The following is a 25,704-nucleotide window of genomic DNA, read 5'->3' on the forward strand; positions in this document are numbered from 1 at the left end:
TCTGGCGGGATGGCGACCACATCGGCCCCGGCGCCCCGACGCGGGCGCGAGCCCGAGTCCCGGCTGGCGCTCGTGCGGCGGGCGCGCAAGATGAACCGGATCCTGGCCGAGACCTACCCGGACGCGCACTGCGAGCTGGACTTCGGCACCCCGTTCCAGCTTCTCGTCGCGACCGTCCTGTCGGCGCAGACGACCGACGTGCGGGTGAACCTGACGACGCCGGGACTGTTCGCCAAGTACCCCACCCCGGAGGACCTGGCCGCCGCCGACCCGGAGGACGTCGAGGCGATCCTGAAGCCCACCGGGTTCTTCCGCGCCAAGACCAAGTCGGTGATGGGGCTGTCCGCGGCACTGCGCGACCAGTTCGATGGAGAGGTTCCAGGACGGCTGGAGGACCTGGTCAAGCTGCCCGGTGTCGGGCGTAAGACGGCCAATGTCGTCCTGGGGAACGCGTTCGACGTCCCGGGAATCACCGTCGACACCCATTTCGGCCGTCTGGCACGGCGCTTCGCCTGGACGACCGAAGACGACCCTGTGAAGGTCGAACAGGAGATCGGCACACTCATCCCGCGCAAGGACTGGACGATGCTGTCGCACAGGCTCATCTGGCACGGCCGCCGGATCTGCCATGCGCGCCGTCCCGCCTGCGGGGCATGTCCGCTCGCACGGCTGTGCCCGTCCTTCGGTGAAGGGCCGACCGACGAGGAGACCGCGCGCAAGCTCGTCAAGCCGGGACCGTTCTCATGACCCCGCCGGGAAGTCTCATGACGGGCCCGCCGGGAAGGAACGCGAGCGTTCCGCGGTTGGGACGAACGTGACCGAGACCGCCCCCAGCTGGCTTGAACGCTTCCGCCAGGAAGGCCCCAGGATGCCGGTGCCGCCGATGCTCCGGCCCTCGCCGGCCGCCCGCGCCGCCGCCGTCCTCATCCTGTTCGGCGAGGGCCCGGAAGGCCCGGACGTCCTGCTCACCGAGCGCGCCGCCACGCTGAACAAGCACGCCGGGCAGCCCGCGTTCCCCGGCGGCCGCATCGACCCCGGGGACGATGGCCCGGTCGCGGCGGCGCTGCGCGAGGCGTGGGAGGAGGCCGGTGTCGAACCGGCCGGCGTGGACGTCCTCTGCACGCTGCCCGAGCAGTACCTGCCGCACAGCGAGCACCGCGTCACGCCGATCGCCGGCTGGTGGCGGGAGCCGTCGGAGATCGCGCCCGGCCATCCCGGGGAGGTCGCGACGGTCGCGCGCGTCCCGCTCGACGAACTGGTCGACCCGGCGAACCGGCTGATGGTCCGGCATCCGTCCGGGATCAGGCTCGGGCCGGCGTTCCGCGTCCGCGACATGCTCGTGTGGGGGTTCACGGCCGGGCTGCTCACCCAGGTCCTGGACGCCGGCGGCTGGAACCGGCCGTGGGACATGTCCCATGTCGAGAACCTGCCGCGCGAGGTGCTGGACCTCGCCGCCCGCGGCTGAGAATCTCCCGTAGTGCGATCGAACTGGTACGTTCCATCGCACCGGGAATGATCCGCAGGTCAGAGCGCCCTTTCCGGAGGGTGCCCACCTGGTCACGGGCGCGTGTCACACCTGACGGCTACCCGCCGCACCCCAATCTGGTACATCGAGGGGACGTGAACCAGCGGCCCGGCCCTATACGGTGAAGCGGTGCTGCACGACCACATACTCGATCTCATCCTGCTCGTGCTCGTCGTGCTGTTCGGGGTCTCGGGCTACCGGCAGGGCTTCATCGTGAGCCTGCTGAGCTTCGGCGGCTTCGTCGGCGGCGGCGTCGTCGGCGTGCTGATCGCGCCGCCGATCGCCGAGGCGGCGGTGGACGGCGCCGCGCAGCAGGCGCTGCTCGCCATCGTGATCGCGTTCCTGGCCGCCACCCTCGGGCAGCTGGTCGCCTCGTCCGTCGGCGCCGTGCTGCGCAACCGGGTGACCGGCATGAACGCCCGCACCGCGGACGCGGTCGGCGGCACGTTCGTCAGCGCGCTGTCGCTGCTGATCGTCGCCTGGTTCTTCGGCAGCCTGGTCGCCAACTCCGAGTTCAAGCCCGTCCGGACGCAGGTCAAGAGCTCCTCGATCATCAACGGCATCAACGACGTGATGCCGCAGCAGGCGCAGACCTGGTTCACCTCGTTCCAGGGCTTCGTGAAGAGCAGCGAGTTCCCGCAGGTGTTCAACGGCCTCGGCGGCGAGTCGGTGGTGCAGGTGCCGCCGCCGGACGAGTCCGTGCTGACCACCCGGGGCCTGAAGGCCGCCAAGAACAGCATCGTGAAGGTGGTCAGCACGGCGCCGCAGTGCCAGCGCCGCATCGAGGGCACCGGGTTCGTGTTCGCGCCGCAGCACATCATGACCAACGCGCACGTCGTCGCCGGGGCCCGCGGCTCGTCCAAGGTGACGGCGATGAACGGCGGCAGCAACCGGGGACGGGTCGTCCTCTACGACCCCAAGCGCGACGTCGCCGTGCTGTACGTGCCGGGGCTGCGGGCACCGGCGCTGGAGTTCGCCAAGGAGGCCCGCGTCCGGGACGACGCGATCATCGCCGGGTTCCCGAAGAACCAGCCGTTCACCGCGGGGGCCGCCCGGATCCGCGCCCGGCAGACGGCGCGCGGCCCGGACATCTACCACTCCGGGCAGGTCAGCCGTGAGATCTACGCCCTGCGCGGCAAGGTCGAGCCGGGCAACTCGGGCGGGCCGCTGCTGTCCACGGACGGGCGCGTCTACGGCGTCATCTTCGCGGCGGCGCTCGACACGCCGTCCACGGGCTACGCGCTCACCGCGGAGGAGGTCGCCCCTGACGCGCGCGTGGGCGCGACGGCCACCAACCCGGTGTCCACGCAGAGCTGCTCCGACTAGCGGATGGGCTGGACGGTCTGACGATTGAGGGCCGAGCAGCATGCTCGCCGGTTTGTTTGCTCGACCGGTCGGCCAGAGCGGCCGGCTAGAGCGTGAGCCGGAGGGTCACGGGGCCGTTCTCGGGGCTTGCGGCCAAATCCCGTGCCCGCTGGACGACCCCCCGTACGTCGATGCCGTGGGGAGCGCCGGCCTCGTACGGGACGAGACGTTCGGCGGCGCGGCTGAGGAGCGCCTCAGCACCGCGTGCGTTTCCCCGGCGGAGATGGGTTATCCCTACGGCGATCTGTGCCAGGCCCCGCCACAGCTCACGTTCGGGTTCCGGAGCGGCTTTCCAGACCGCCTCCAGGACCTCGTGCGCATGGAACGGGCGGTCGGCGTCCAAGAGTTGTTGCGCCTCTTGCAGCGCCTCGTCCGGGGGCATGTCGAGTTCGTCCGGCATGGTGGGGATGCCGGTGGCGCCATGTGGCAGTGGACGTCCGTAAGCGTCCCGTGGGCGTGCGTTGCGTGGGCGTCCAGACTCGTCCCGATCCCGCATGGCTCCACCGTACGCCCAGAGATCAGCGATCGGGCTCCGGGTCGGCGAGCCAGCCGAGGAGTTGCGCGTCGAACGCGCGGGGACGCTCCTGATGGGGGAAGTGGCCCGCGCCCTCGATGAGCTTCCAGCGGTAAGGGGCCGACACGTAGCGGCCCGAGCCTTGGGCACTCGCCGGGAGGGTGCACGTGTCGAGGGCTCCGTGCAGCTGGAGTGTGGGTGCCTGGATGGGGGCGCGCATACGGTGCGCGTAGCGGATGCCGTCCGGACGGGCCTGCGACCGGATCAGCCAGCGGTGGTACTCCAGCGCGCTGTGGGCCGCCCCAGGGATCTGCACTGCCTTCCGCACGAGCCGTTCCGTCTGCTCGTCCGGCCAGCCCGGCCCCGACCAGTCGTGCAGGATCCTGCCCACCAGTGCCGCGTCGTCGCGGACCAGGCGCCGTTCAGGCCACAGCGGCACCTGGAAGCCGAACGTGTGCCGCGACGCCCACCCCTGGCCGCGCGGGTCGCCGGCGACGGCCTGCCGCAGCCGCAGCGGGTGCGGCGCGCTCACCACCGCCAGCCGCTGGACGATCTTCGGATGGTAGACGGCCGTCGTCCAGGCGAGCAGCCCGCCCCAGTCGTGCCCGACGACGACCGCGTTCGCCTCGCCCAGCGCGCGGACGAGCCCGGCGGCGTCCCCGGCCAGCGTGACCAGGTCGTAGCCGCGCGGCGGCTTGTCGCTGCCGCCGTATCCGCGCAGGTCGACGGCCGCCGCCCGGTAGCCGGCCGCGGGCAGCGACACCAGCTGGTTGTGCCACGACCACCAGAACTCCGGGAAACCGTGCAGCAGCAGGACGAGCGGCCCCTCGCCGGCCTCGACGACGTGGAACCGCGTCCCCCCGGCGCTGACCTGCCGGTGGGTCCACGGCCCGTCGACCTCGATCAGCGACGCGTCGTGCCCGGACATGGCGTGGGTCAGTCCGTCAGTTCGCGCTTGCCGGAGTCGTCCTTGCCGCGGTTCCGCAGCGCGGTGAAGTCGTCCTTCAGCGTCTTCCGGGTCCGCTTCGCGCCCTCGATCCGCTGGACGATCTTCTTGGCGAGCCACATCAGGAGGACCGCGAGCACCGCGCAGACGCCCGCGACGATCAGAAACGCGGCCCACAGCCAGATGCCCAGGTCGGCGAGGAACAGCGCGAACGCGACGGCCACCAGGATGACGATGAGCCCGCCCATCACCACGGCGATGGTGAGCATCACGCTGCTGAGCGCGGCCTTCTTGGCGTCGGCCTTCAGCTCCATCTTGGCCAGGGACATCTCCGCCCTGACCAGATCGGAGATGTTGCCGGACGCCAGCGCGACCAACTCGCCGACGGACTTGTCCTCCACGCGCTCGCCCGGTAGTGCCTCGGACATATCGCATTACTCCTTAGTCCCGGCGCGCGCACACGCACCCTTCTCCGGAAGACGACGGCCGCGGCCGCCGAGGCGAGAACGCTCGCGATCAGGACCGCAGTCGTCACTCTCTCGAATTGTGACGGGTCGGTATAGGCCAAACCGCCGATCAGCAGCGAAACGGTGAAACCCACCCCGGCGAGGGGCGCCACCCAAGAACCTACCGATCACCAGTCCGGCGATGACGTCCAGGGCCACCCGGCCGGTGAACGAGGTACGCGCCGGGCATGGGAACGGCCCGCGCCCTGGGGCGGGCGCGGGCCGTTCCGGGGCCGGGACCGGGTCAGTCTTCGGACTTGGTGGCGGGCAGCTTCTCCGCGATCAGGTCCATGACCGTGCTGTCGGCCAGCGTCGTGATGTCACCGATGCTGCGGTTCTCGGCGACGTCCCGCAGCAGGCGGCGCATGATCTTGCCGGACCGGGTCTTCGGCAGCTCCGGAACCATCATGATCTGCCGGGGCTTGGCGATCGGGCCGAGCGCCTTGGAGACGTGGTCGCGCAGCTCCTTGGCGAACTCCGGGCCCTCGACCTCCTCGCCGGCGCTGCCGCGCGGGATGACGAACGCGACGATGGCCTGCCCGGTCACCGGGTCGGTCGCGCCGACGACCGCCGACTCGGCGACCTTCGGGTGCGACACCAGCGCCGACTCCACCTCCGTCGTGGAGATGTTGTGCCCGGACACGAGCATGACGTCGTCCACGCGGCCGAGCAGCCACATGTCGCCGTCCTCGTCCCTCTTCGCGCCGTCGCCCGCGAAGTACAGGCCCTCGAAGCGCGACCAGTACGTCTTGATGTACCGCTCGTCGTCGCCCCAGATCGTGCGGAGCATCGCCGGCCACGGCTCCCGGAGCACCATGAACCCGCCGCCGCCGTTCGGCACCGACCGGCCCTGGTCGTCCACGACGTCCGCGGCGATGCCCGGCAGCGGACGCATCGCCGCGCCCGGCTTGGTCTCCGTGACGCCCGGCAGCGGGCTGATCATGATGGCGCCGGTCTCCGTCTGCCACCACGTGTCGACCACCGGCGTCCGGTCGCCGCCGATGACCTTGCGGTACCAGATGTAGGCCTCCGGGTTGATCGGCTCGCCGACCGACCCGAGGACGCGCAGGGACGACAGGTCGTACTGCGCGGGGATGTCGTCGCCCCACTTCATGAACGTGCGGATCGCCGTGGGCGCGGTGTAGAAGATGGACACCTTGTACTTCTGGATGATGTCCCACCAGCGTCCCCTGCTGGGCGTGTCAGGGGTGCCCTCGTAGATGACGCTGGTCGACCCGTTGGCGAGGGGCCCGTACACGATGTAGGAGTGCCCGGTCACCCAGCCGATGTCGGCCGAGCACCAGTAGACGTCCGTCTCGGGCTTCAAGTCGAACACGGACCAGTGGGTGTAGGCGCACTGGGTCAGGTAGCCGCCGGTCGTGTGCAGGATGCCCTTCGGCTTACCCGTCGTCCCGGACGTGTACAGGATGTAGAGCGGGTGCTCCGAGTCCATGGGCTCGGCGGTGTGCTCCTCGCTCTGCCGGTCGACGACGTCGTGCCACCAGAGGTCGCGGTCGTGTTCGGCGACCTCCTCGCCGGTGCGGCGCACCACGAGGACGTTCTCGATCGTCGGCGTCTGCGCGACGGCCTCGTCCACGATCCCCTTGAGGTCGGACGGCTTGCCGCGCCGGAAGCCGCCGTCCGCCGTGATGACGAGTTTGGCCTGCGCGTCGTCGATCCGGGTCCGCAGGGCTTCCGCCGAGAAGCCGCCGAACACCACCGAGTGGGTCGCGCCGATGCGCGCGCACGCGAGCATCGAGATCGGCAGCTCCGGAATCATCGGCAGGTAGATCGCGACCCGGTCGCCCTTGCGTACGCCCAGTTCGAGCAGGGCGTTGGCGGCCTTGTTGACCTCGCGCTGCAGGTCGGCGTAGGTGAGCGTACGGGTGTCGCCGGGCTCGCCCTCCCAGTGGAACGCGACCTTGGCTCCGCGTCCGGCCTCCACGTGCCGGTCGATGCAGTTGTAGGCGACGTTCAACTCGCCGCCCACGTACCACTTGGCGAAGGGCGGGTTGCTCCAGTCGAGGACCTCGTCCCACCGCTTGGTCCAGGTGAGCCTGTCCGCCTGCTCCGCCCAGAAGGCCAGGGTGTCCTCGGACGCCTGCTCGTAGACGTCGGCCTTGACGTTCGCGGAGGCGGCGAGATCGGCGGGCGGGGCGAAGCGGCGCGTCTCCTGCAGAAGGTTCGACAGTGTCTCTTGGCTCTGGCTCAACGCGAACTCCTTGCTAGGTGATGCGGGGTCGCCCGGTATCCCCACTTCACCAGGTAGGTCCTTGTCTCCACAAGGCCGGTTCCCTGATGTGGAAGACGAACTCGACCGGCCTCCACGAATCCGGATGGTGTTGTGATCCCCGACACAACTGGCCTTCCCAGGTCCGCTATCCGGGAACCGTCTCCGTTCTACGCCTCCGCGGGGCGTTTCGCGAGTGCCACGTGCGTTCTGCGAGTACCGGGCTGCTTCGCGAGCGTCCGCGGGGACGGCATAGGGTCGGGCCGTGACCGATGCCCTTGCTGATGTAGCGGAACTGCCCGGCGTGGCCGGCGCCGTCGACGACGCGCGTAAGGCCGTGGACCGGCTGCTCGGCCATCGCATCCTGCGGCGGCGCAGCGCCGAGGTGTCCACCGAGTCCGCGCTGCGCGGCGCCCGTGCCTCGGCCGTCCTGGAGGGCGCGCCGGTCACACTGGACGAGCTCCGCACCACCGACAGCCCGTCCGACCCCGTCGTGCAGGGCTCGCTGCGCGTGTCGGCGGAGCTGGGGACGCTGACGGAGACCTGGCGGCAGGCGCCGCGGCAGGCGCTCGCCCGGCTCCACGTCCTCGCCGCCGCGGACGCGGTCGACAGTGCCGATCTGGGACGTCCACGCTCAGCCGACACTGAGGTGAAGGACGTTCTTGGCCTTGGCGAGCCGCCTTCGCCGTCCGAGGTGGCGGCGCGCCTGGACGCGCTCAGCGGGATGCTGACCTCCCCGACCAAGGCGCCGGCGCTGGTCGTCGCGGCCATCGTGCACGGCGAGTTGCTGACGCTGCGTCCGTTCGGCCAGGGGGACGGGCTGGTCGCCCGTGCCGCTCAGCGCCTCACCCTCGTAGCGCGTGGGCTCGACCCCAAATCGCTGGTCGCACCTGAGGTCGGGCACCTGGAACTGGAGGACGAGTACGGCCCCGCCTTGCGGGACTACGCGTCCGGCACGCCCGAGGGCGTCGCGCGGTGGATCGTGCACTGCTCGTCGGCCGTGGCCGCAGCCGCACGGGACTCGCAGGCGATCTGCGAAGCGTTCATGCGGGGCTGATCCTGTCGGTAGATGCCGCCATGCTGGGCGTATGGCCGAACGCATGCACGGACGTCCCGCGCCTCCCACCGAGACCACGATCTCGTCAGCGAACTGGGATTCGCGTGACCTGACTGGTGAGAACCACGAAAGCGTCCTGTTCGTGGACGTCGACATGACCGAGGCCGGCGGTGTCGGTGCCGTCTTCACCGACTGCACGTTCCGCGGGGTGCGTTTCAACGCGTCCACCCATACCGATGCCGCGTTCCTCAACTGCACGTTCGTCCGCTGCGGTTTCTTCGACGCCACCTTCTCGGGCTGCAAGCTCGTGGGGAGCATGTTCGACGGCTGTACGTACGACCTGTTGAAGGTGGAGGGCGGCGACTGGTCGTTCACGGGCCTGCCGGGCGCCGACCTGCGCCGCGCGTCCTTCGCGGACGTGCGCATGCGCGAGGCCGACCTCACGGGCGCGCGCTGTGCGGGCGCGGAGATCCGCAGGGTCGACCTGTCGGGCGCCTCCCTGCACCAGGCGGACTTCTCCGGCTGTGATCTGCGCGGCAGCGAAATCTCCGCGATGGACCCGTTGGCCACCCAGCTGAAGCGCGCGGTGATCGACCCGTATCAGGCGGTCGTCCTGGCGACGGCCCTGGGACTGGAAGTCCGAGAGTAGGAGTGACTGGACGTCCGCGAGTAGGAGTCCGGCGGCGCAAAGCGAACGGCGCCCCGCGCGGGGACGCCGCCGCCAGTCACGTCACACCGGGTTACCAAGCGTGCACCTCAAATCCGTCGGATCGGGTCAAGCCCGTCTCGACGCGCCTCCCGCGGCTGGTCGCGCGTGGGTGCCCGGCTGCCGTGCTCGGACACGTGGTCCGTAGCATCTGTCTACGCCTCATCTGCCCAGTTGACAAGCCCTTGTTCGGAAAGGCCGGCGCGCTGTCGCGGACGGCGCCGGAGGGGGCATCGGAGGCCGGTGAGGCAGGCGGGGGATATTCCGGGCTATCCGTAACTCCCGTCAGGGTCCCAAAATTGATCACTCAGCGTGATCGTTTTCATTTGGCGGCCGATCAGTCACGCGGCCGGAAGAATCTTTAGTTCTGCTGTACGCTCCCACTTCCGTCCTCGTACGTGGGGGCGGGACGCCCTGCCGTGGAGGGGATGGCGCCGTGTGGTGCGCATCGTCGCGGCCAGATGAGAAAAATCGTCATCCGGCGGACGAGTTTGCGTCTCGACGGAACTCTCGGCGATCGGGCAGCATATGTTGTATCCGCCTAGACTGGGTCAGTGAGTTTGTCTCTCCCATAGGGCGGACTTGCGCACGGCTCAGACTGAACTCCCACTGAGACTTTCCTGGAAACGGACCGGCTCTACCCCCCCGGAGCCGGACCGTAAGGCGACCCTCGCTCTCCCCCCCCCGGCGGGGGTCGCCCAGTCGTCGAGCGGGCGGTGGCGCTCTCGCGTCACCGCCCGCTCCGGCTTCTGCACCGGCGAAGTTATCCACAGTTCGCCGAATCTCGTCGCCCGCTCCGCACCGCCCCGCAAGGTGGATGTCTCCGAACGTCGAAGGAGCATCCGATGAACCTCGCGGCACTGATCGTCACTGGTGACCCCGCCCTCGCCGACGGCCTGCTCCGGCTCGCCGCCGCAGCCGACGCCCACGCCGAGGTCGCCTACGGGGCCGACGAGGCCCGGCCCGCCTGGACGTGGCCGGCCCTGATCCTCGTGGGCGCCGACATGGCCGCCGACGTGGCGTCCGCCGGCCTGCAGCGCCGTCCCGGCGTCGTCCTCGTCACCGACTCCGCGACCTCCGAGGCGTACCGACTCGCGGTCGAGGCAGGCGCGCAGGACGTCGCCGCGCTGCCCGACCACGAGGACTGGCTGATCAACGCCTTCGCGGCGGCCTGCGAACCCGAGGGCGGCTGGGCCACCACGCTCTGCGTCGTCGGCGCCCGGGGCGGCGCCGGCGCCAGCGTCCTCGCCACCGCGCTCGGCCTGGCCGCCGCGGGCCAGGGCCTGCGCACGCTCCTCCTGGACGCCGACCCGTTCGGCGGTGGCATCGACCTCATGCTCGGCCTTGAGGAACACGAGGGCGTCCGCTGGCACGACCTCGCCGAACGCCGCGGCCGCCTGAACACCGCGACACTCCGCGAAACGCTGCCCCGCTCGGGCGACCTGTCCGTCCTCTCCTGGCGGCGCGGCGAACCCGTCCCCGTCTCCGACGAGGCCGTCCGCGCCCTCCTCGACGCCGCCGCCCGCGGCTTCGACCTGGTCATCGCGGACGTCCCCCGCTACCCGGGCGACGTCGGCCGCGCCGCGCTGCGCTCGGCCGACGTCACCTTCCTGCTCGTCCCCGCCGAGGTCCGCGCCACCGTCGCCGCCGACGGCCTGGCCGCCGCCCTCCGCCGCGACACCGCCGACCTCCGCCTCGTCGTCCAGGGCCCGGCGCCCGGCGGCCTCACCCCGGACGCGGTCGCCCAGGCCCTGGACCTCCCGTCCGCCGGCGCCTTCGACCGCGACCGCCGACTCCCCACCGCCACCGACGAGGGCGACCTCGAACGGGCCTGCCGCCGCGGCCCCCTCACCGACTTCTGCGCCAAGACCCTGGCCGACCTGGCCCTCCAGCCCTACGCCTACCGAGAAGCAGCATGACCCCCGCACGCAACGGGGCGCGGCGGGACGGTACGGGGACGGGGACGGCGCCGGGTCGCCGAGCGGAGTTGTCGGCCAGGGAGGACGGTATGACGAGGTTGTCCGACGCGGTGCGGGATCGGCTGGCCGGCACCGGCGGGGACGCGACGACCGGCCGGGTCGCGGCGGCGCTGCGCGCGGAGGAGCGGCTGCTCGGCGACCGCGAGGTCCTGGCGCTGGCGGACGAGTTGTGCGCGGAGTTCGTCGGTGCCGGGCCGCTGGAGCCGCTGCTACGTTCGCCCGATGTCACCGACGTTTTGGTGAACGGCCCGGACGAGGTCTGGGCCGACACGGGTTCCGGCCTCGTCCGCACCACGGTGCGTTTCACCGACGAGGCGACGCTGCGCCGCCTGGCCCAGCGCCTCACCGCCGCCGCGGGACGGAGGCTCGACGATGCGGCCCCGTACGCCGACGCCCGGCTGCCGGGCGGTGTCCGGCTCCACGCCGTCCTCCCGCCGGTGGCCGCGGGCGGCACCTGCCTGTCCCTCCGGCTGCCCCGGCGCCGCGCCTTCACCCTGGACGAACTGGTCACGGCCCGGACCGTCCCGCCCGAGGGCGCCGATCTGCTCGCCGCGCTCATCGAGTCCCGCGCGGCCTTCCTGATCACCGGCGGCACCGGAACGGGCAAGACCACACTCCTGAGCGGCCTGCTGTCACTGGCGGACCCGACCGAACGGCTGCTCCTCGTCGAGGACTCCGCCGAACTGAAACCGGACCATCCGCACGTGGTGCGGCTGGAGGCCCGTCCTCCCAACATGGAGGGCGCCGGAGGCGTGACCCTGAACGACCTCGTCCGCCAGGCACTCCGCATGCGCCCCGACCGCCTCGTCGTCGGCGAAGTCAGGGGAGCGGAGGTAGTGGTCCTCCTGCAGGCGTTGAACACCGGCCACGAAGGCGGCTGCGGCACGCTCCACGCCAACACCGCCGCGGACGTCCCGGCCCGGCTCGAAGCGCTGGCCTGCGCGGCCGGCCTGAGCCGGGAGGCCGTCCACAGCCAGTTGGCCGCCGCGCTGGACATCGTCGTCCACCTCGTCCGCGACCCGGGCGGAGGCCGCCGCCGCGTCGCGGAGATCTGCCTCCTGCGCCGGGCGCCGGACGGTCTGGTCGGCGTCGTCCCCGCCGTCTCGTTCACCCCGGCCGGCGAGGTCGTGCCCGCTCGCGGCGCCGAGGCCCTGCGCGCACGCCTGCGAGGAGACCGATGATCACCGCCCTGGCAGCCCTCTGCTCGGCCACCGCCGTCTGGCTCCTCCTGAGCCCCGGTCCCGCCCTCCACCGTCTGGACCGCCTCGTGACTCCTCCTCCAGACGACCCACTACGCGTTCTGAAAGCCACGACCGAAGCGCTACGCGAGCGCAGAACCCGGCAGCACCGCTGGCGGACGTCCGTCATCGAGCTTTGCGACGCCATGGCGGCCGAACTGTCCGCCGGCCGAACCCCCGACGAGGCGTTCACAGCGGCCGCCGCCGTCCTGGACCCGCATGTCTCCCGGGAACTCCTCCGCATCCCGCGCCCGCCGCCCGACCACCTGGACGAGCTGGCGGCCAGGCCGGGCGCCGAGGGGCTGCGCCTGCTGGCGGCCTGCTGGCGCATCGGCGCGGAACGCGGCGGCACTCTCGCCACCGTCCTGGACGGCCTGGCGGCCGCCCTCCGCGATGAAGAGGCCCAGCGTCAGGACGTGTCCGTCCAGCTCTCCGGCCCTCGCGCCACGGCCCGCCTGCTCGGCGCCCTCCCCCTCCTCGGCCTGGCCATGGCCGCGGCCCTGGGCGCCCACCCCGTCCCCTTCCTCTGCGGCACCCTCCCCGGCCTGGCGTGCCTGATCACAGGCACGACTCTCGACCTCCTCGGCCTCCACTGGACCCGCCACCTGGCCAGATCCGCCGAATCCATCCACTGACCGCCGCACGGAACACCCAGACGATCCGCACCCGACCCCGGCTAATACAGGAGACAGGTGAGCGATGACGGCATTCGCGGCTGTGCTTTGTGCGGCAGCGGCGGCGTTTCTGCTGCCTCGCGGGACGGACGTCGCTGTGAAGAGGTTGGCGGAACAGTTCGGAGGGGCCCCGCTGAGACAGGTGGCCCCGGGTGGCAGGGCCCTGGTGCGCCAAGGTCGGTCGGCTTACGCCGGGTCGGCAGGCGGCGCGAAGGAGGGCGGTCGGCGGGCGGAGCGCCGGAAAGAGGTCCTTCTCCGACGTGCGGCCGCGGGCGCGACCGGGGTGTTGTGCCTGGTGACCCTGGGCGGTCTGACAGGCGGCGTGGTGGGGATTCTCGCTGCGGTGGCCGTCTGGTTCTCGTTCGGCCGCGTCGGGAGCGCGGAGCGGCGGCGCAGGCGGGGGCGCCTCATCGCGGACCTTCCCGTCGCGGTGGATCTCCTCGCCGCGTGCCTACGCGGCGGTGCTCCGTGGCACGACGCCGTCGCCGCTGTCGCGGAGGCGGTGGGAGGGCCGCTCGGGGACGAACTCCGGGCCGTTTCCGTCCAGATCCGGCTCGGCGCCGACCCGGCGGAAGCCTGGCTGGCACTCACGAGTGAGCCGATGCTCGCGCCGCTCGCGCGGACCGCTGTCCGCGCGGAGTCGACGGGCGCGGCCCTGGCGCCGTCCCTCAGCCGTCTCGCCCGCGACCAACGCCGTGTGGCCCGGACGGCGGCCGCTGCCAGGGCCCGCGCGGCGGGCATCCGAGCGCTGGCCCCGCTCGGGCTGTGCTTCCTGCCCGCCTTCGTCCTCCTCGGCGTCGTCCCGGCCATCGCGGGCATCGCCGCCACGATCCTCCTGCCCTGGTGAGAAGGGGTTTTCCACAGAACTGCGTTCGGGTGCCGCGCGGAGCCTCCGCACTGCAGCCTTGAAGAGAACCACGAGCGAAAGGAACCCCATGCGGGCGATGAAGATGGTGGTGCGGCGATGGTCCAGTCTGTGCGGGGATCGAGGGATGTCCACCGCGGAGTACGCGGTCGGCACCATCGCCGCGGCGGCTTTCGCCGGCCTGCTGTTCAAGATCGTGACGAGCTCGCAGGTGAAGTCCCTGCTCCTACAGATCATCGAGAAGGCCCTCAATCTCGCGGGCTGAGGGATCGCGGGATGGCCACGGCGGAGATCGCCGTGGCACTCCCCGCCCTCGTGCTGATCACCGCCGTCGCGCTGTGGGGCCTGTCAGCCGCGTCCGTCCAGCTCACCTGCACGGACGCCGCCCGGACCGGCGCTCGCGCGGCCGCGCGCGGCGAGTCCCTCACCGCGGTCCGCGAGCTTGTGGTGAGAGCGGTTCCGAAAGGCGCGACGGTGCAGGTCCGGCGCGACGAGACCACCGTGCGCGTGGACGTCTCCGCCCCCGTCGCGCCTCCTGCGGCGGTCGGCCTTCCGCCCTTGACCGTCCAAGCCCACGTGGCCGCCGAAGCAGAACCCGGCGTACGCGCCGACCTTGGGAACCGGCCCGACCAGGAGTGAGCCCGACCAGGAGTGAGAGTGAGGAGGTGAAAGTCCAGTCTGTTCGGTACAGCTCAGCCTGTACGCACGCCGCCCAGGGCACCGCCCACGCGACGGCGCTGGCCGAGTTGCCCATCGCTGGTTCGCGGGCTGGAGCCGGTCGCAGCCTGTCGGATGAATGGAGAGGAGGGCGTGGTGCCTGGATGGTCACGATGGGCGGCAAGGACGTCGTCGGGCGGGACGGATCGGGGGTCGGGGACGGTCTGGGTGGTGGCGTTCGCGGCCGTCGTGTGGGTGACCGGGGTGGCGGCGATCGCGGTGGGCGGGGTACGGGCCGCGCGCCACCGGGGCGACGCGGCGGCTGACATGGCGGCGTTGGCTGCGGCGGCGCGGGTCGCGGGAGGCGGTGCGTCCGCGTGCCTTCGGGCCGGGGACATCGCGGCCGAGTCCGGGGCCCGGCTGTCGCGGTGCCGGGTGAGCGGAGAGGTCGTCGACGTCTCGGTCACCGTCCGCCTGAAGGTGCCGCTGGGCATCGGACACCTGCAAGTCGTTTCTCGGGCCAGGGCTGGCCCTGTGGGACGAGACGGCGTACCCTGACGCGACACGACTCGTTGCACTGAATGTCAATAGGTGGGAGGAGTCGCGGACGATGCCAAGGCACTTCTCATTGTCATCGTCCTGTGACTTCTGCTACCCGGTGGTACGTTACGCTGCTGTAAGCCCACAGTTACCACCGGACGCGTGTGCCCCCCGCGAGGTTCTCGGCGGGATGAGACGAGCAGGACGCTGTCGAAGGGATTGAGGCGTGACCATCATTCGCAGGATCGGTGCGGTCGCGCTCGCGGCGCCCCTTGCGATGAGCTTCCCGGTGCTCGGCGTCCTGCCGGCGCAGGCCGCCACGACGAGTGTCATCACCCCGGCGAACGGGGCGGTCATCACCAGCGGGTCCCAGCTGACGGCCAAGGCCCACTTCGACTTCGCGATCACCATGCAGCTGCGGGTGGAGGGCCCTGGGATCGGTGACAGGTTCCTCGCCGAACACGGCCTCTCCGGGGACATGACCGGCACTTTCCCGATCACCCGGAACGGCCGCTACAAGGTCTACCTGAAGGGCCAGCAGACCGGGCACATCTACGACTCCAACAGCTTCACCGTGCGGATCGCCCCGGCCGCTCCCACCGGAGTGTCCGCGAGCGTGTCCGGCGGCAAGCTCGTCGTGAAGTGGAACCGCGGCCTTGAGGACGACCTCACCGGCTACGCGCTCTCCGGCTCCGGCGTGAAGGGCAAGTCGGGCTCACTCGGCTCCCTCTGCCAGGGGACGAGCTGCTCCACGACCCTCTCGCTGAGCCGGTCGAGCGGCGCCGTCTCCGTCGGCGTCCGCGCCCGGCGCTCCACCGGGACGGGCGGCTCGCTGTACTCGAGCACCTCCTCGGCGACCGCCACGGTGGGCGGCGGATCCGGGTCGCTTCCCGGTGGCACCGCTCCGTCTCTCCCCTCGAACTCGAGCGTGCCGAGCGCCAGTACGCCGCTGACGCCGTTCAACAACGAGTCGCCGGTCACGCTGCCGTCCGTCCAGCCCGACGGCGCGACGCCCGGCTTCGCCTACCCCGCTCCGCAGATCGCCACGGACTCGCCGAAGGCCCAGAACGTCGCGGCCACCGACCGTCTCCAGTGGGGCAAGAGCGTGGGCATCGCGCTGATCCTGCTGATCGTCGCCGCCCACCTCGGAACGTGGACGCGCCGCCTGCGCGTCGTCCAGGCGGGTACGAGCAGCAAGGGCATGGCCGCCCGGGTAGCGCGCGGCGGCACCGGCCGCAAGCGGGTCAGCAAGTCGCGCGAGCAGATCGCACGCGCCGAGGCCATCGCCAAGACGGCCCCGGTGCTGTCCGCCGGCCTCAAGGCGTCCAAGTCCGGCAAGGCCAAGCCCTCCCGTCGCCCGGCGACCCTTGGCAAGGGCTCCAGCGGTGTGAACGTCCGGCTTGCCGAGTCAACCTCCACCAAGAAGCCCAAGCGCACCCACCGCCGCAAGTAGCCGCCCCGGAACACCTCCCAGGAGCGGTTCCAACACCCGCTGCCGATCGGCGCGCGCATCCCGCTAGGACGCCCGGACTCCCGCTGTAGCCGCGCCATCCCCCGATCGGCAACGCCATGACGTGTGGGAGCGGCCGCTGGGCTTGGGTGGGGTGGTGTTCTTGGGGAGTTGGGGACGTGGAGGAAGGTGTTGATCAGGAGGGGCTGGCGAGGCGGTTGGGCAGGGTCTAGGCTGCCTTGCCAGATCGGATCGCCCGGATCGTCCGGCAATGCGTCACTGTCGTCCGAGACCTCGGCCCCGTCCCTTCGGGCCTGATGGAGAGGAGACCCTCCGCATGATCTTCCTGGGGCTGATCGTCGCGCTCGCCGCCGTCGTGGTGGGCGTCGCCGTGGTGCTGGACAACGCGGGAAGCGCCCAGATGTCCGTGTTCGGCGACGAGATTCCAGGGATCACGCAGCAGTGGCACGTCTTCATGGCCGGCACCGTGGTCGCGATCGTGCTCATGGCTGGTCTGATGGTCGCGACGCTGGGCTTCAGGCGGGCGATGAACATGCGCCGTGAACTGCGAGACCTGCGGGACGAGCACGAGGAGTCCCTGCAGACGCTGGAGATGGAGCGGCGGAAGCTGCAGCAGGCGCTCGCCCAGGCGCGCCGTGGGGTTGACGACCAGCCGTCGGTGCCGGCCCAACGCGTCGCACCGAACTGATGACAGTTGCCCGTTGGACGGGTTGGTGAGGTGCGGGCCGCCGGGTTTTCGGTGGCTCGCTGCCGCCCAGGGGCTTGGGGAGTGAGCGTTATCAGCGCGGTGCCGGTGCGCGAGGCTCAGGTGAGGGCGGCGGCCAGGAAGGCGAACGCGGCGATGATGACGGCGACGCGGACGTAGTGGAAGCGGTCCCAGCGGTTCATCTGCTGCTTCCAGTCGGCGGGCCGGTTCTCGGGGGTCCACGTCTTGCCCCGGTTGTTGATGGGGACGAGCAGCAGGATCGACATGATCACGCTGACGATCAGCAGTGCGCCGGCGGTGATGGTGAGGCCGGTGCCGGGGTGGTGCCATCCGGCGATGGCCAAGACCGCGACGAGGACGAGCGAGGTGATGTACCAGACCGGCATCACGGCGCCGAGCATCCGGCCCCCGTGCGCGCGGCCGAGTTGGCCACTGTCGTCGGGGAGTGCGTTGAGGATCGGGTTGATGACGAAGGCGACGGAGAACTCCACCCCCACCATCACGCCGACGACCACAATGGTGAAGACCTCGAGTGTGTGGAACATGATGACCTCAGGAATCTAGTGTTGCTAGCTGGTGAGTCAACGCTAGTACTGCTGCCGCTCGCTTGTCTAGCGATGCTAGGATCGCAGTATGTCGGTACAGGAACGCAAGCAGCGCGAACGCGCGGACCGCGAGCGCCTCATCGTGGCGACGGCACGCGAACTCGCCGAGCAGCAGGGCTGGGACGCGGTCACCACCCGCCGGCTCGCCGAGCGCATCGAGTACAGCCAGCCCGTCCTCTACAGCCACTTCCGCGGCAAGCGCGAGATCATCGGCGCCGTCGCCCTCGAAGGCGCCACCGAGATGGCCGCGGCGCTGCGGGCCGCGGCCTCCGCCGCGGACGGCCCGCGCGCCCGGGTCACCGCCCTCGCCCGCGCCTACCTCGACTTCGCCACACGCAACCCGGCGGTCTACGACGCCATGTTCGAACTCGACGGCGGCCTGGCGTTCGCGAACGAGGACACCCCAGAGCCCCTGAAGGACGCCTTCGCCGCCCTGCTGGAGGGTCTCGGAGAGGTTGCCGGCGACGGCGTCCACCCGGGGCTGTTCACCGAGGTGTTCTGGGCGGCCCTGCACGGGCTGGCGACCCTGACCCGGGCGGGACGCCTGCCGCCGGAGCACACCGAGCCGAGGCTGGAGCTGCTGATGGACCGGCTCATCAAGCTCTGATTCACCGTCCCTGCCGGGCATGTAGCCGGGCCCCGCTTCTGGTCACCGCGCCCACACGGCGCAGCCGCAGATCGCCGGGCCCCGTACCCCGACCGGCACTTGCCCCGGAAGCCGTGGTGCTCATTGATCACGACCTGATACGCACCCGAGTGCGGGCACCGCTGGGTGCGCTCTGACGACACCGAGCGCCCAACCCGGCCTACGACCGGTCCTTAGTGGGCGCTCTGCCCCGCTTCGGTGGGGAGGTGAACTCGTGTCAGTCCCGGGAGGGGCGGGCCGTCACTTGGGGGCGTGGGCCAGTAGGACGGCCAGGAGGGAAAGGGCGCCGTGTTTGTCCAACGGGTCGTTGCCGTTGCCGCACTTGGGCGACTGGATGCAGGACGGGCAGCCTGAGTCGCACTCGCACGACGCGATGGCGTCGCGGGTTGCGTGCAGCCAGGTAGAGGCGTCCGCGTAGCCGCGTTCGGCGAAGCCGGCGCCGCCTTCGTGGCCGTCGTAGACGAAGACGGTGAGGAGACCCGTGTCGGGGTGGACGGCCGTGGACACGCCGCCGATGTCCCAGCGGTCGCAGGTGGCGAACAGGGGGAGAAGGCCGATCGAGGCGTGTTCGGCGGCGTGGGCGGCGCCCGCCAGGTCGAGGTCGTCCAAGGACGAGACCTGCGCTTCGGAAAGCGTCCACCATACGGCGCGGGTGCGGAGGGTGCGGGGCGGTAGGTCCAGGGGTTTCTCGCCGAGCATCTCGCCTGTCTGCAGGCGGCGCATCTGGTAGGCGACGACCTGACGGGTGACTTCGACGGTTCCGAAGCAGAGGGTTGCCTCGCCCCAGGAGATCGAGCGGAGGCGCTCGACGACGCTGATGTCGGTCACATCGCGAGCGGTCGTCGAATAGTCGGGGTCGGCTGCTTCTACGAGCGCGACGGAATCGTCCAGGTCGAGTGTCTGGACGATGTAGGACTCGCCCTGGTGGATGTACACGGCGCCCTCGTGGACGGTCGTGTGCGCCGACGCCTCGTCCACGGTGCCGAGGAGGCGGCCCGTCGACAGTTCCACCACCTGGATGGGGGCGCCGCCCGCTCCGCGGATGTCGGCCAGGTCGGCGGCCTTGTCGCGGCGCGTCCAGTACCAGCCCGCCGGGCGCCGGCGGAGGAACCCCCGGCGGACGAGGTCGGGCAGCAGGTCGGCGGTCGCCGGGCCGAACAGCGGGAGATCCTCCTCGGTGAGCGGCATCTCGGACGCGGCGGAGCAGAGGTGTGGTTCCAGGACGTACGGGTTGTCCGGGTCGAGCACGGTCGCCTCGACGGGCGTCCCGAAGATCGCCTCGGGGTGGTGGACGAGGAACGTGTCCAGCGGGTCGTCCCGCGCGACGAGGATGGCGAGGGCGGACTGCCCGGAACGTCCGGCGCGTCCGGCCTGCTGCCAGAGGGACGCGCGGGTGCCGGGCCAGCCGCAGACGAGGACGGCGTCGAGACCGGAGACGTCAACGCCGAGTTCCAGTGCGTTGGTGCTCGCCAAGCCGACGATGGAGCGGGAGCGCAGGGCCGCTTCCAGTGCGCGCCGTTCTTCGGGCAGATAACCCGCGCGGTAGGCGGCGATCTGGTCGGCCAGGGCCGGAGCGACGTCGTGCAGCGCGCGCTTGGCGCTGAGTGCCACCGACTCTGCCCCGCGCCTGGACCGGACGAACGCGAGCGTCTGGACACCTTCGACGACGAGGTCGGCCAGCAGGTCGCCCGCCTCGGCCGTGGCGGTGCGGCGAACGGGGGCGCCCCGCTCACCGCGCAACTCGGTCAGCGGCGGCTCCCACAGCGCGAAGGTCGCGGGCCCGCGCGGCGAGGCGTCGTCGTCGATCGCGACGACGTCCAGCCCGGTGAGGCGGGACGCGGCGGACGCGGGCGAGGACGTCGTCGCCGAAGCGAGGATGAACGTCGGGGACGCGTGGTACCGCTTGCACAGCCGGCGCAGGCGGCGCAGCACCTGCGCGACGTGGGACCCGAACACGCCCCGGTAGCCATGGGCCTCGTCGATGATCACGTAGCGGAGGCGGCGCAGGAAGGAGGACCATCGGGCATGCCCGGGCAGGATCGAGCGGTGCAGCATGTCCGGATTGGTCAGCACATAGTTGGCGTGCTGCCGGACCCACGTCCGCTCGTCCTGCGGCGTGTCGCCGTCGTAGGTCGCCGCACGGACGCGCGTCAGATGCAGGGAGCGGAGCGCGCGGAGCTGGTCGGCGGCCAGCGCCTTGGTCGGCGACAGGTAGAGGATCGTCCCCTCTTGCCGGGGATTCTCCTCCCCGGCATAGATCGCCTCGATGCAGGGCAGCAGGTAGGCGAGGGATTTTCCGGACGCGGTCCCTGTGGCGATGATCACAGACCGTCCCGCGCGGGCGTGTTCGGCGGCGGCGGCCTGGTGTTCCCAGGGCGCCTCGATGCCCGCCGCGGCGAGCCGCTCGACCAGCAGCGGGGGCGCCCACGCCGGCCACCCGGCCCGGCGGCCCTGACGTGCGGGAACGCGCTCCACATGGGTGATGCGGTCGCGCCGCGACGGGTCGGCGAGGAGCCGGTCGAGGGGAGTTGAAGATCTTTGGACGCCCATCAGGTTTTCAGTTTGCCAGCCTGGGCAAAACTACGGGAACGCCCCGGCGCCGATGTGCCCGTCCCCCCTGCCCTGGCCGGTAGATAAGCAGGTCAGACGTATGGCGCGAACTTTCGCCCGAGTGGGCGATTACGTGCGTGTACGACGCCGGAGCGTGGTTGAATCACGGCGAAGTCTCGATGGTCGGCCACCGTTCGGCGGCGCGGGCATCGGGATCGGATAGAGCTGCACGGCGCGTGGAGGATCTGTGGACCTGAAGGTGAACGACTACACCACCGACGATGGCCTCACCGTCATCAACGTGGAGGGCGAGATCGACGTCTACACGGCGCCGAAGCTTCGCGAGAAGCTCATCGACCTGGTCAACAAGGGCAAGTTCCACCTGCTCGTGGACATGGAGAAGGTGGAGTTCCTCGACTCCACCGGCCTCGGCGTCCTCGTCGGCGGGCTCAAGCGGGTGCGCGCCCACGACGGCTCCCTGGAACTGGTGTGCACCCAGGAGCGCATCCTCAAGATCTTCCGGATCACGGGGTTGACCAAGGTCTTCGGCATCCACGACTCGATCGCCGACGCCGAGGCAAAGCGCAAGGACGCGAAGTAGGCGGCTTGTAACCGAGATGTCGACCGTTGAACTGTCCTTCAGCGCGCTGCCCGTCCACGTACGGACCGCCCGCCTGATCGTGACCGCCGTGGCCCGCCGCAGCGGCGTCGCCGAGCCGCTGCTGGACGAGGTCAGGCTCGCAGTCGGCGAGGCGTGCTCGCGTGCCGTGGAGGCGCATCGCCGGCACTGCCCGGACGAGCCCGTCCGCCTCGAACTGAGCGGCGCCGACCGCCGCTTCGAGGTGACCGTCAGCGACACCGTCCCCGGCGACGACACGCCGGGCGACCTCCAGGCGGCCGTGGACGCGGACGAGTTCGAGCACGGCTGGGGCGAGGGCGCCGCGGAGCTGGGGCTGGCGGTCATCGCTGGGCTCGCCGACGACGTGGAGATCGCCGCCACGCCCAAGGGGGTCCAGATACGGATGAGCTGGCCGGCCGAGGCCGAGGCGACCATCTAGCCGCGCACCGCCCCACCCACGACCAGAGGCCCCGCCACACCAGCGGGGCCTTAGTCATCCCCGCGCCCGGCCCTGCCTCAATCCCGGCCCGGAGCCCGCGCCGTCGCGCCGGGCCGGGCCGGGCCTCAACTGTGACCCCGCCCGAGCCGCGTCTCGGCCCGGGTTTGGGGCTGGTGTTGCTGGTGTTATGAGATTCTCTTCTAGTCGATCTCGGTTCGAGACGATTTGGGTCTGGACATATTGTGTGTTAAAGCCTAGCTTTAATGGGACGCCGACCGCCCGGGCGAGGCGCCGATTGTCGCGTGCGCGTGTCAAGGTGGCGGTGAGGTAAGGGTTGTCTAACCCAGGCTGACCTGGGGTGATGGCGGCTGTCCCGGCGTATAGGTCAATTTCCGGCGTATCGCTTGTTGCATTTCGGCGACATCTCCGCCAAGGGCCGGGCGGCCTTAACATTCGACTTGCGCGTGCGTAGACTCCCGGCACCCGCGTTGCCGTGCGAGGCGTTCGAAATCATGACTCGCGGGGTACGCGGTAAAGATCGTCTTTTGTGACGGTCGAGATCGCAATACCCCTGTCGAGGAGGACGGATGTCCGGGTTTTCCCTGTCAAGCCCGGCCAGCGCAGAAGTGGATCTCGGCGGCGGCGACCTCTCCCTGGTCGTCGTCGTCGCTGTGATCGCACTGTTGGCACTGGCCGTCGCCGCGGGTCTCGTCCGCGATGTCCTGGCCGCGGGCCAGGGCACCGCCAAGATGCAAGAGATCGCGCGCGCCGTGCAGGTGGGCGCGAGCGCCTATCTGAAACGCCAGTTCCGAACGGTCGCGGTCTTCGTCGTACTGATCCCGCTCGTCCTGCTGCTGCTCCCCGCCGACTCGACGAGTGAGCGGATCGGACGGTCGGTCTTCTTCGTCATCGGCGCGCTGTTCTCCGCCGTCACCGGGTTCACCGGCATGTGGCTCGCGGTCCGCGGCAACGTCCGGGTCGCCGCCGCCGCCCGCGAGCAGGACGGCGAGCGGACCGCGATGCGGATCGCGTTCCGCACCGGCGGCGTCGCCGGCATGTTCACCGTGGGCCTCGGCCTGTTCGGCGCCGCAATCGTCGTCCTCGCCTACCAGGGCGACGCGCCGAAGGTGCTGGAGGGCTTCGGCTTCGGCGCCGCGCTGCTCGCCATGTTCATGCGTGTCGGCGGCGGCATCTTCACCAAGGCCGCGGACGTCGGCGCCGACCTCGTCGGCAAGGTCGAGCAGGGCATCCCGGAGGACGACCCGCGCAACGCGGCGACGATCGCCGACAACGTGGGCGACAACGTCGGTGACTGCGCCGGCATGGCCGCCGACCTGTTCGAGTCGTACGCGGTCATGCTGGTCGCGGCCCTGATCCTGGGGACGGCGGCGTTCGGCACCGAGGGCCTGGTGTTCCCGCTGATCGTCCCGATGATCGGTGTGATCACCGCGGTGATCGGCATCTTCGCGGTGGCGCCCCGCTCCGGGGACCGGTCCGGCATGACGGCGATCAACCGCGGCTTCTTCATCTCGGCGGGCATCTCGGCGGTCCTCGTCGCGATCGCCGCGTTCGTGTACCTGCCCTCGTCGTTCGCCGACCTGAAGGGCGTCACCGACCCGGCGATCCGCGGCCTGGACGCCGACCCGCGCTGGGTCGCGCTCGGCTCCGTGATCATCGGCATCGTGCTGGCGAGCGTCATCCAGCTGCTCACCGGCTACTTCACCGAGACGAACCGCAAGCCGGTCAAGGAGGTCACCGACAGCGCCCGGACGGGCCCGGCGACCGTCATCCTGGCCGGCATCTCGCTCGGCCTGGAGTCGGCCGTCTACACCGCCCTCGTGATCGCGGGCGCCGTGTACGGGGCGTTCCTGCTCGGCTTCGGCAACACCACCGTCGCGCTGTTCGCGGTGGCGATGGCCGGTACCGGGCTGCTGACCACGGTCGGCGTGATCGTCTCGATGGACACCTTCGGCCCGGTGTCCGACAACGCCCAGGGCATCGCCGAGATGTCCGGGGACGTGACGGGCGAGGCCGCGGCCGTCCTGGAGCGGCTGGACGCGGTCGGCAACACCACCAAGGCGATCACCAAGGGCATCGCGATCGCGACGGCGGTGCTCGCCGCGACCGCGCTGTTCGGCTCGTTCCGGACGACGGTCATCGCGGCGATCAACGGGGCGTCCGGCGAGGCCAGGGACGCGCTCGGCGACTTCAGCCAGTTCAGCCTCTCGATCGACCACCCGAACGTGCTGATCGGGCTGATCATCGGTGCCGCGGTCGTGTTCCTGTTCTCCGGCCTGGCGATCATGGCCGTGGGACGGGCGGCCGGACGGGTCGTGGTGGAGGTGCGCGAGCAGTTCCGCACCAAGCCCGGGATCATGGACTACACGGAGAAGCCCGACTACGACCGGGTCGTGGACATCTGCACCCGGGACGCGCAGCGCGAGCTCGCCACCCCCGGACTGCTGGCGATCATGGCTCCGATCGCGGTCGGCTTCGCGCTCGGGTACGCGCCGCTGGGCGCCTACCTGGGCGGCGCCATTGCGGCGGGCGTGCTGATGGCGGTGTTCCTCGCCAACTCCGGCGGCGCCTGGGACAACGCCAAGAAGCTCGTCGAGGAGGGCCACCTCGGCGGCAAGGGCAGCGACGCGCACGAGGCGACGATCATCGGTGACACGGTCGGCGACCCGTTCAAGGACACCGCCGGTCCCTCGATCAACCCGCTGATCAAGGTGATGAACCTGGTCGCGCTGCTGATCGCGGACGCGGTGGTGACCTACGCGGCCAACACCGCGGTGCGCGTCGTCGTGACCGTGCTGTCCGTCGGGGTCATCGTCGCGGCGATCGTGATCTCCAAGCGGCGCGCCGACCCGATCGCCGAGCCGGCCGCCGACCCGGCGGTCAAGGGCGGCGAGCCGGAGAAGGCGGCTGTGGACGGCGCGGCGGCCGAGCCCGTCGAGGAGGCGCCCGTCGGCGCCGACTCCAACGGCGCCGCGGCCACCGAGGAGGAGTCCGCCAAGAACGGCTGACGGATCACGCTGAGAGGGCCGGCGGCGCAGCCACCGCCGGCCCTTTCGCATGTCCGGGGCCGTGTCCCGGCAAGGTGCCCGGGGTCGTGTCCCGACCAGGTGTCCGGGGTCGTGTCCCGACCATGGGACGCCCGCCGTACGCTTGAGGTGAGGGCCGGACGTTCCCGGCCCCGACACGGGAAATCAGGAGGCGCTGTGGCAAGCGGCGGCGACAGGCCGGCGATGTCGGGGGCCAAGGGCTTCGCCATCATGCTCGGCGGGATGCTCGGCATCATCCTCCTGCTGTGGGTGCTCGCGGCACTCGTCGCGCCCTAGTACTCCATGCCAAGGCGCCGCGGAGTTCGCCGCGGCCTAGTCTGGCGGTCATGTCCACGCTCATCGTGCTCCGTCACGCCAAAGCCGTCGCCGGTTTCGGCACGGCCGACATCGACCGCGTCCTCAACGACCGCGGGCGCCGCGACGCCGCGGCGGCCGGGGAGTGGCTGCGCGCGAACGACCTCGTCCCCGAGCACACGCTGTGCTCCCCGGCCGCCCGCACCCGCGAGACGCTCGACCTGCTGGACGTCGGCGCGAGCGTGAGCTACGAGCCGGGCATCTACGCCAACGACCCCGACGGGCTGCTGACCCTCGTCACCGAGGCGCCGGACGACGCCGGGACGCTGCTGCTGGTCGGGCACAACCCGTCCGTGCACCAGCTGGTCCACGACCTGACCGGTCGGGCCCCGGACGACTTCCCCACCTGCGCGCTCGCCGTGGTCGACCTCCCGGGCCCGTGGAGCGGCGTCCGCCCCGGCGTCGGGACGCTCCGCACGGTCCGCACCCCGAAGGGCTGACCGGCGC

26 protein-coding genes are annotated in these 25,704 nt (G+C 71.0%); 19 read left to right on the forward strand and 7 right to left on the reverse strand.

Translation table 11 applies throughout. From position 1 onward, the window contains the following. The first annotated feature begins 9 nt into the window (after positions 1–9). The 3 genes from nth (at position 10) to AL2_RS01755 (ending at position 2,851) form a co-directional block, all read left to right on the forward strand. Positions 10–747, forward strand: coding sequence for an endonuclease III (gene nth / locus AL2_RS01745; RefSeq protein WP_083945838.1), 738 nt, complete (start codon positions 10–12; stop codon positions 745–747). Positions 748–814: 67 nt separating this feature from the next. Continuing rightward, positions 815–1,465 carry an NUDIX hydrolase gene (locus tag AL2_RS01750; protein WP_245666247.1) on the forward strand — a complete coding sequence of 217 codons (651 nt, stop codon included), beginning with the start codon at positions 815–817 and terminating at the stop codon, positions 1,463–1,465. A gap of 189 nt (positions 1,466–1,654) precedes the next feature. Beyond that, a complete protein-coding gene (locus AL2_RS01755; protein ID WP_174550802.1) occupies positions 1,655–2,851 on the forward strand; it encodes a MarP family serine protease in 1,197 nt (398 codons plus the stop codon). 85 nt (positions 2,852–2,936) lie between these two features. Here the strand turns inward: AL2_RS01755 and AL2_RS01760 are convergent, their stop codons facing one another. From AL2_RS01760 to acs, 5 genes are all read right to left on the reverse strand, one after another. Continuing rightward, on the reverse strand, positions 2,937–3,290 hold the full coding sequence (locus AL2_RS01760; protein ID WP_245666248.1) for a DUF309 domain-containing protein: 354 nt from the start codon (positions 3,288–3,290) through the stop codon (positions 2,937–2,939). 118 nt (positions 3,291–3,408) lie between these two features. Further along, a complete protein-coding gene (locus tag AL2_RS01765) occupies positions 3,409–4,332 on the reverse strand; it encodes an alpha/beta fold hydrolase (protein WP_067628445.1) in 924 nt (307 codons plus the stop codon). Between the two features lie 8 nt (positions 4,333–4,340). After that, a complete protein-coding gene (locus tag AL2_RS01770; RefSeq protein ID WP_245666249.1) occupies positions 4,341–4,751 on the reverse strand; it encodes a phage holin family protein in 411 nt (136 codons plus the stop codon). Further along, on the reverse strand, positions 4,655–4,969 hold the full coding sequence (locus tag AL2_RS38940; protein WP_312032852.1) for a Na+/H+ antiporter NhaA: 315 nt from the start codon (positions 4,967–4,969) through the stop codon (positions 4,655–4,657). Before AL2_RS38940 ends, AL2_RS01770 begins: the two co-directional genes overlap by 97 nt. A gap of 131 nt (positions 4,970–5,100) precedes the next feature. After that, positions 5,101–7,068, reverse strand: a complete 1,968-nt coding sequence (gene acs, locus AL2_RS01775; protein ID WP_067628449.1) for an acetate--CoA ligase — start codon at positions 7,066–7,068, stop codon at positions 5,101–5,103. Between the two features lie 283 nt (positions 7,069–7,351). Between acs and AL2_RS01780 the strand changes: the two genes are divergently transcribed. The 11 genes from AL2_RS01780 to AL2_RS01830 all read left to right on the forward strand — a co-directional run bounded on the left by AL2_RS01780 (position 7,352) and on the right by AL2_RS01830 (position 16,961). After that, complete coding sequence (locus AL2_RS01780; RefSeq protein ID WP_067628450.1) at positions 7,352–8,143, forward strand: Fic family protein; 792 nt, start codon at positions 7,352–7,354, stop codon at positions 8,141–8,143. Positions 8,144–8,174: 31 nt separating this feature from the next. After that, positions 8,175–8,792 carry a pentapeptide repeat-containing protein gene (locus tag AL2_RS01785; RefSeq protein WP_067628452.1) on the forward strand — a complete coding sequence of 206 codons (618 nt, stop codon included), beginning with the start codon at positions 8,175–8,177 and terminating at the stop codon, positions 8,790–8,792. 902 nt (positions 8,793–9,694) lie between these two features. Continuing rightward, positions 9,695–10,768: a septum site-determining protein Ssd gene (gene ssd, locus AL2_RS01790; protein ID WP_067628454.1), complete on the forward strand. Its 1,074-nt coding sequence runs from the start codon at positions 9,695–9,697 to the stop codon at positions 10,766–10,768. Between the two features lie 89 nt (positions 10,769–10,857). Beyond that, entirely contained in the window at positions 10,858–12,009 is a 1,152-nt protein-coding gene (locus tag AL2_RS01795) for a TadA family conjugal transfer-associated ATPase (RefSeq protein WP_067628456.1), read from the forward strand. Next, the gene (locus tag AL2_RS01800; protein WP_083945839.1) at positions 12,006–12,701 is read left to right on the forward strand and encodes a type II secretion system F family protein; all 696 of its coding nucleotides are present in this window, start codon (positions 12,006–12,008) and stop codon (positions 12,699–12,701) included. Before AL2_RS01795 ends, AL2_RS01800 begins: the two co-directional genes overlap by 4 nt. 382 nt (positions 12,702–13,083) lie before the next feature. Then, the gene (locus AL2_RS38945; protein ID WP_245666250.1) at positions 13,084–13,587 is read left to right on the forward strand and encodes a type II secretion system F family protein; all 504 of its coding nucleotides are present in this window, start codon (positions 13,084–13,086) and stop codon (positions 13,585–13,587) included. A gap of 145 nt (positions 13,588–13,732) precedes the next feature. After that, positions 13,733–13,870, forward strand: coding sequence for a DUF4244 domain-containing protein (locus AL2_RS01810; RefSeq protein WP_312032854.1), 138 nt, complete (start codon positions 13,733–13,735; stop codon positions 13,868–13,870). Between the two features lie 11 nt (positions 13,871–13,881). Beyond that, on the forward strand, positions 13,882–14,244 hold the full coding sequence (locus tag AL2_RS01815; RefSeq protein ID WP_067628458.1) for a TadE family type IV pilus minor pilin: 363 nt from the start codon (positions 13,882–13,884) through the stop codon (positions 14,242–14,244). A gap of 174 nt (positions 14,245–14,418) precedes the next feature. Further along, complete coding sequence (locus AL2_RS01820; protein WP_281181558.1) at positions 14,419–14,820, forward strand: Rv3654c family TadE-like protein; 402 nt, start codon at positions 14,419–14,421, stop codon at positions 14,818–14,820. Positions 14,821–15,028: 208 nt separating this feature from the next. Beyond that, positions 15,029–16,255: a hypothetical protein gene (locus AL2_RS01825; protein WP_067628461.1), complete on the forward strand. Its 1,227-nt coding sequence runs from the start codon at positions 15,029–15,031 to the stop codon at positions 16,253–16,255. Positions 16,256–16,589: 334 nt separating this feature from the next. Next, entirely contained in the window at positions 16,590–16,961 is a 372-nt protein-coding gene (locus AL2_RS01830; protein ID WP_067628463.1) for a hypothetical protein, read from the forward strand. A gap of 116 nt (positions 16,962–17,077) precedes the next feature. Here the strand turns inward: AL2_RS01830 and AL2_RS01835 are convergent, their stop codons facing one another. Then, positions 17,078–17,524 carry an anthrone oxygenase family protein gene (locus tag AL2_RS01835; protein ID WP_067628464.1) on the reverse strand — a complete coding sequence of 149 codons (447 nt, stop codon included), beginning with the start codon at positions 17,522–17,524 and terminating at the stop codon, positions 17,078–17,080. 88 nt (positions 17,525–17,612) lie between these two features. Here AL2_RS01835 and AL2_RS01840 point away from each other — a divergent pair, with 88 nt between their 5' ends. Continuing rightward, positions 17,613–18,191, forward strand: a complete 579-nt coding sequence (locus tag AL2_RS01840) for a TetR/AcrR family transcriptional regulator (RefSeq protein ID WP_067628466.1) — start codon at positions 17,613–17,615, stop codon at positions 18,189–18,191. A gap of 279 nt (positions 18,192–18,470) precedes the next feature. Here the strand turns inward: AL2_RS01840 and AL2_RS01845 are convergent, their stop codons facing one another. Further along, positions 18,471–20,780: a DEAD/DEAH box helicase gene (locus AL2_RS01845; protein WP_067628467.1), complete on the reverse strand. Its 2,310-nt coding sequence runs from the start codon at positions 20,778–20,780 to the stop codon at positions 18,471–18,473. Positions 20,781–21,027: 247 nt separating this feature from the next. On the opposite strand from AL2_RS01845, the gene AL2_RS01850 reads away from it, so the two are divergent. The 4 genes from AL2_RS01850 (at position 21,028) to AL2_RS01865 (ending at position 25,697) form a co-directional block, all read left to right on the forward strand. Then, on the forward strand, positions 21,028–21,381 hold the full coding sequence (locus AL2_RS01850) for an STAS domain-containing protein (RefSeq protein WP_067628471.1): 354 nt from the start codon (positions 21,028–21,030) through the stop codon (positions 21,379–21,381). A 16-nt stretch (positions 21,382–21,397) separates the two neighbouring features. After that, on the forward strand, positions 21,398–21,838 hold the full coding sequence (locus tag AL2_RS01855; RefSeq protein ID WP_067628472.1) for an ATP-binding protein: 441 nt from the start codon (positions 21,398–21,400) through the stop codon (positions 21,836–21,838). A gap of 587 nt (positions 21,839–22,425) precedes the next feature. Continuing rightward, positions 22,426–24,864: a sodium-translocating pyrophosphatase gene (locus tag AL2_RS01860; protein ID WP_067628474.1), complete on the forward strand. Its 2,439-nt coding sequence runs from the start codon at positions 22,426–22,428 to the stop codon at positions 24,862–24,864. 365 nt (positions 24,865–25,229) lie between these two features. After that, positions 25,230–25,697 carry a SixA phosphatase family protein gene (locus AL2_RS01865; RefSeq protein ID WP_067628476.1) on the forward strand — a complete coding sequence of 156 codons (468 nt, stop codon included), beginning with the start codon at positions 25,230–25,232 and terminating at the stop codon, positions 25,695–25,697. The last annotated feature ends 7 nt before the right edge of the window (positions 25,698–25,704 follow it).

Origin of the sequence: Actinomadura latina NBRC 106108, from assembly GCF_001552195.1 — a bacterium.
GTDB lineage: Bacteria > Actinomycetota > Actinomycetes > Streptosporangiales > Streptosporangiaceae > Spirillospora > Spirillospora latina.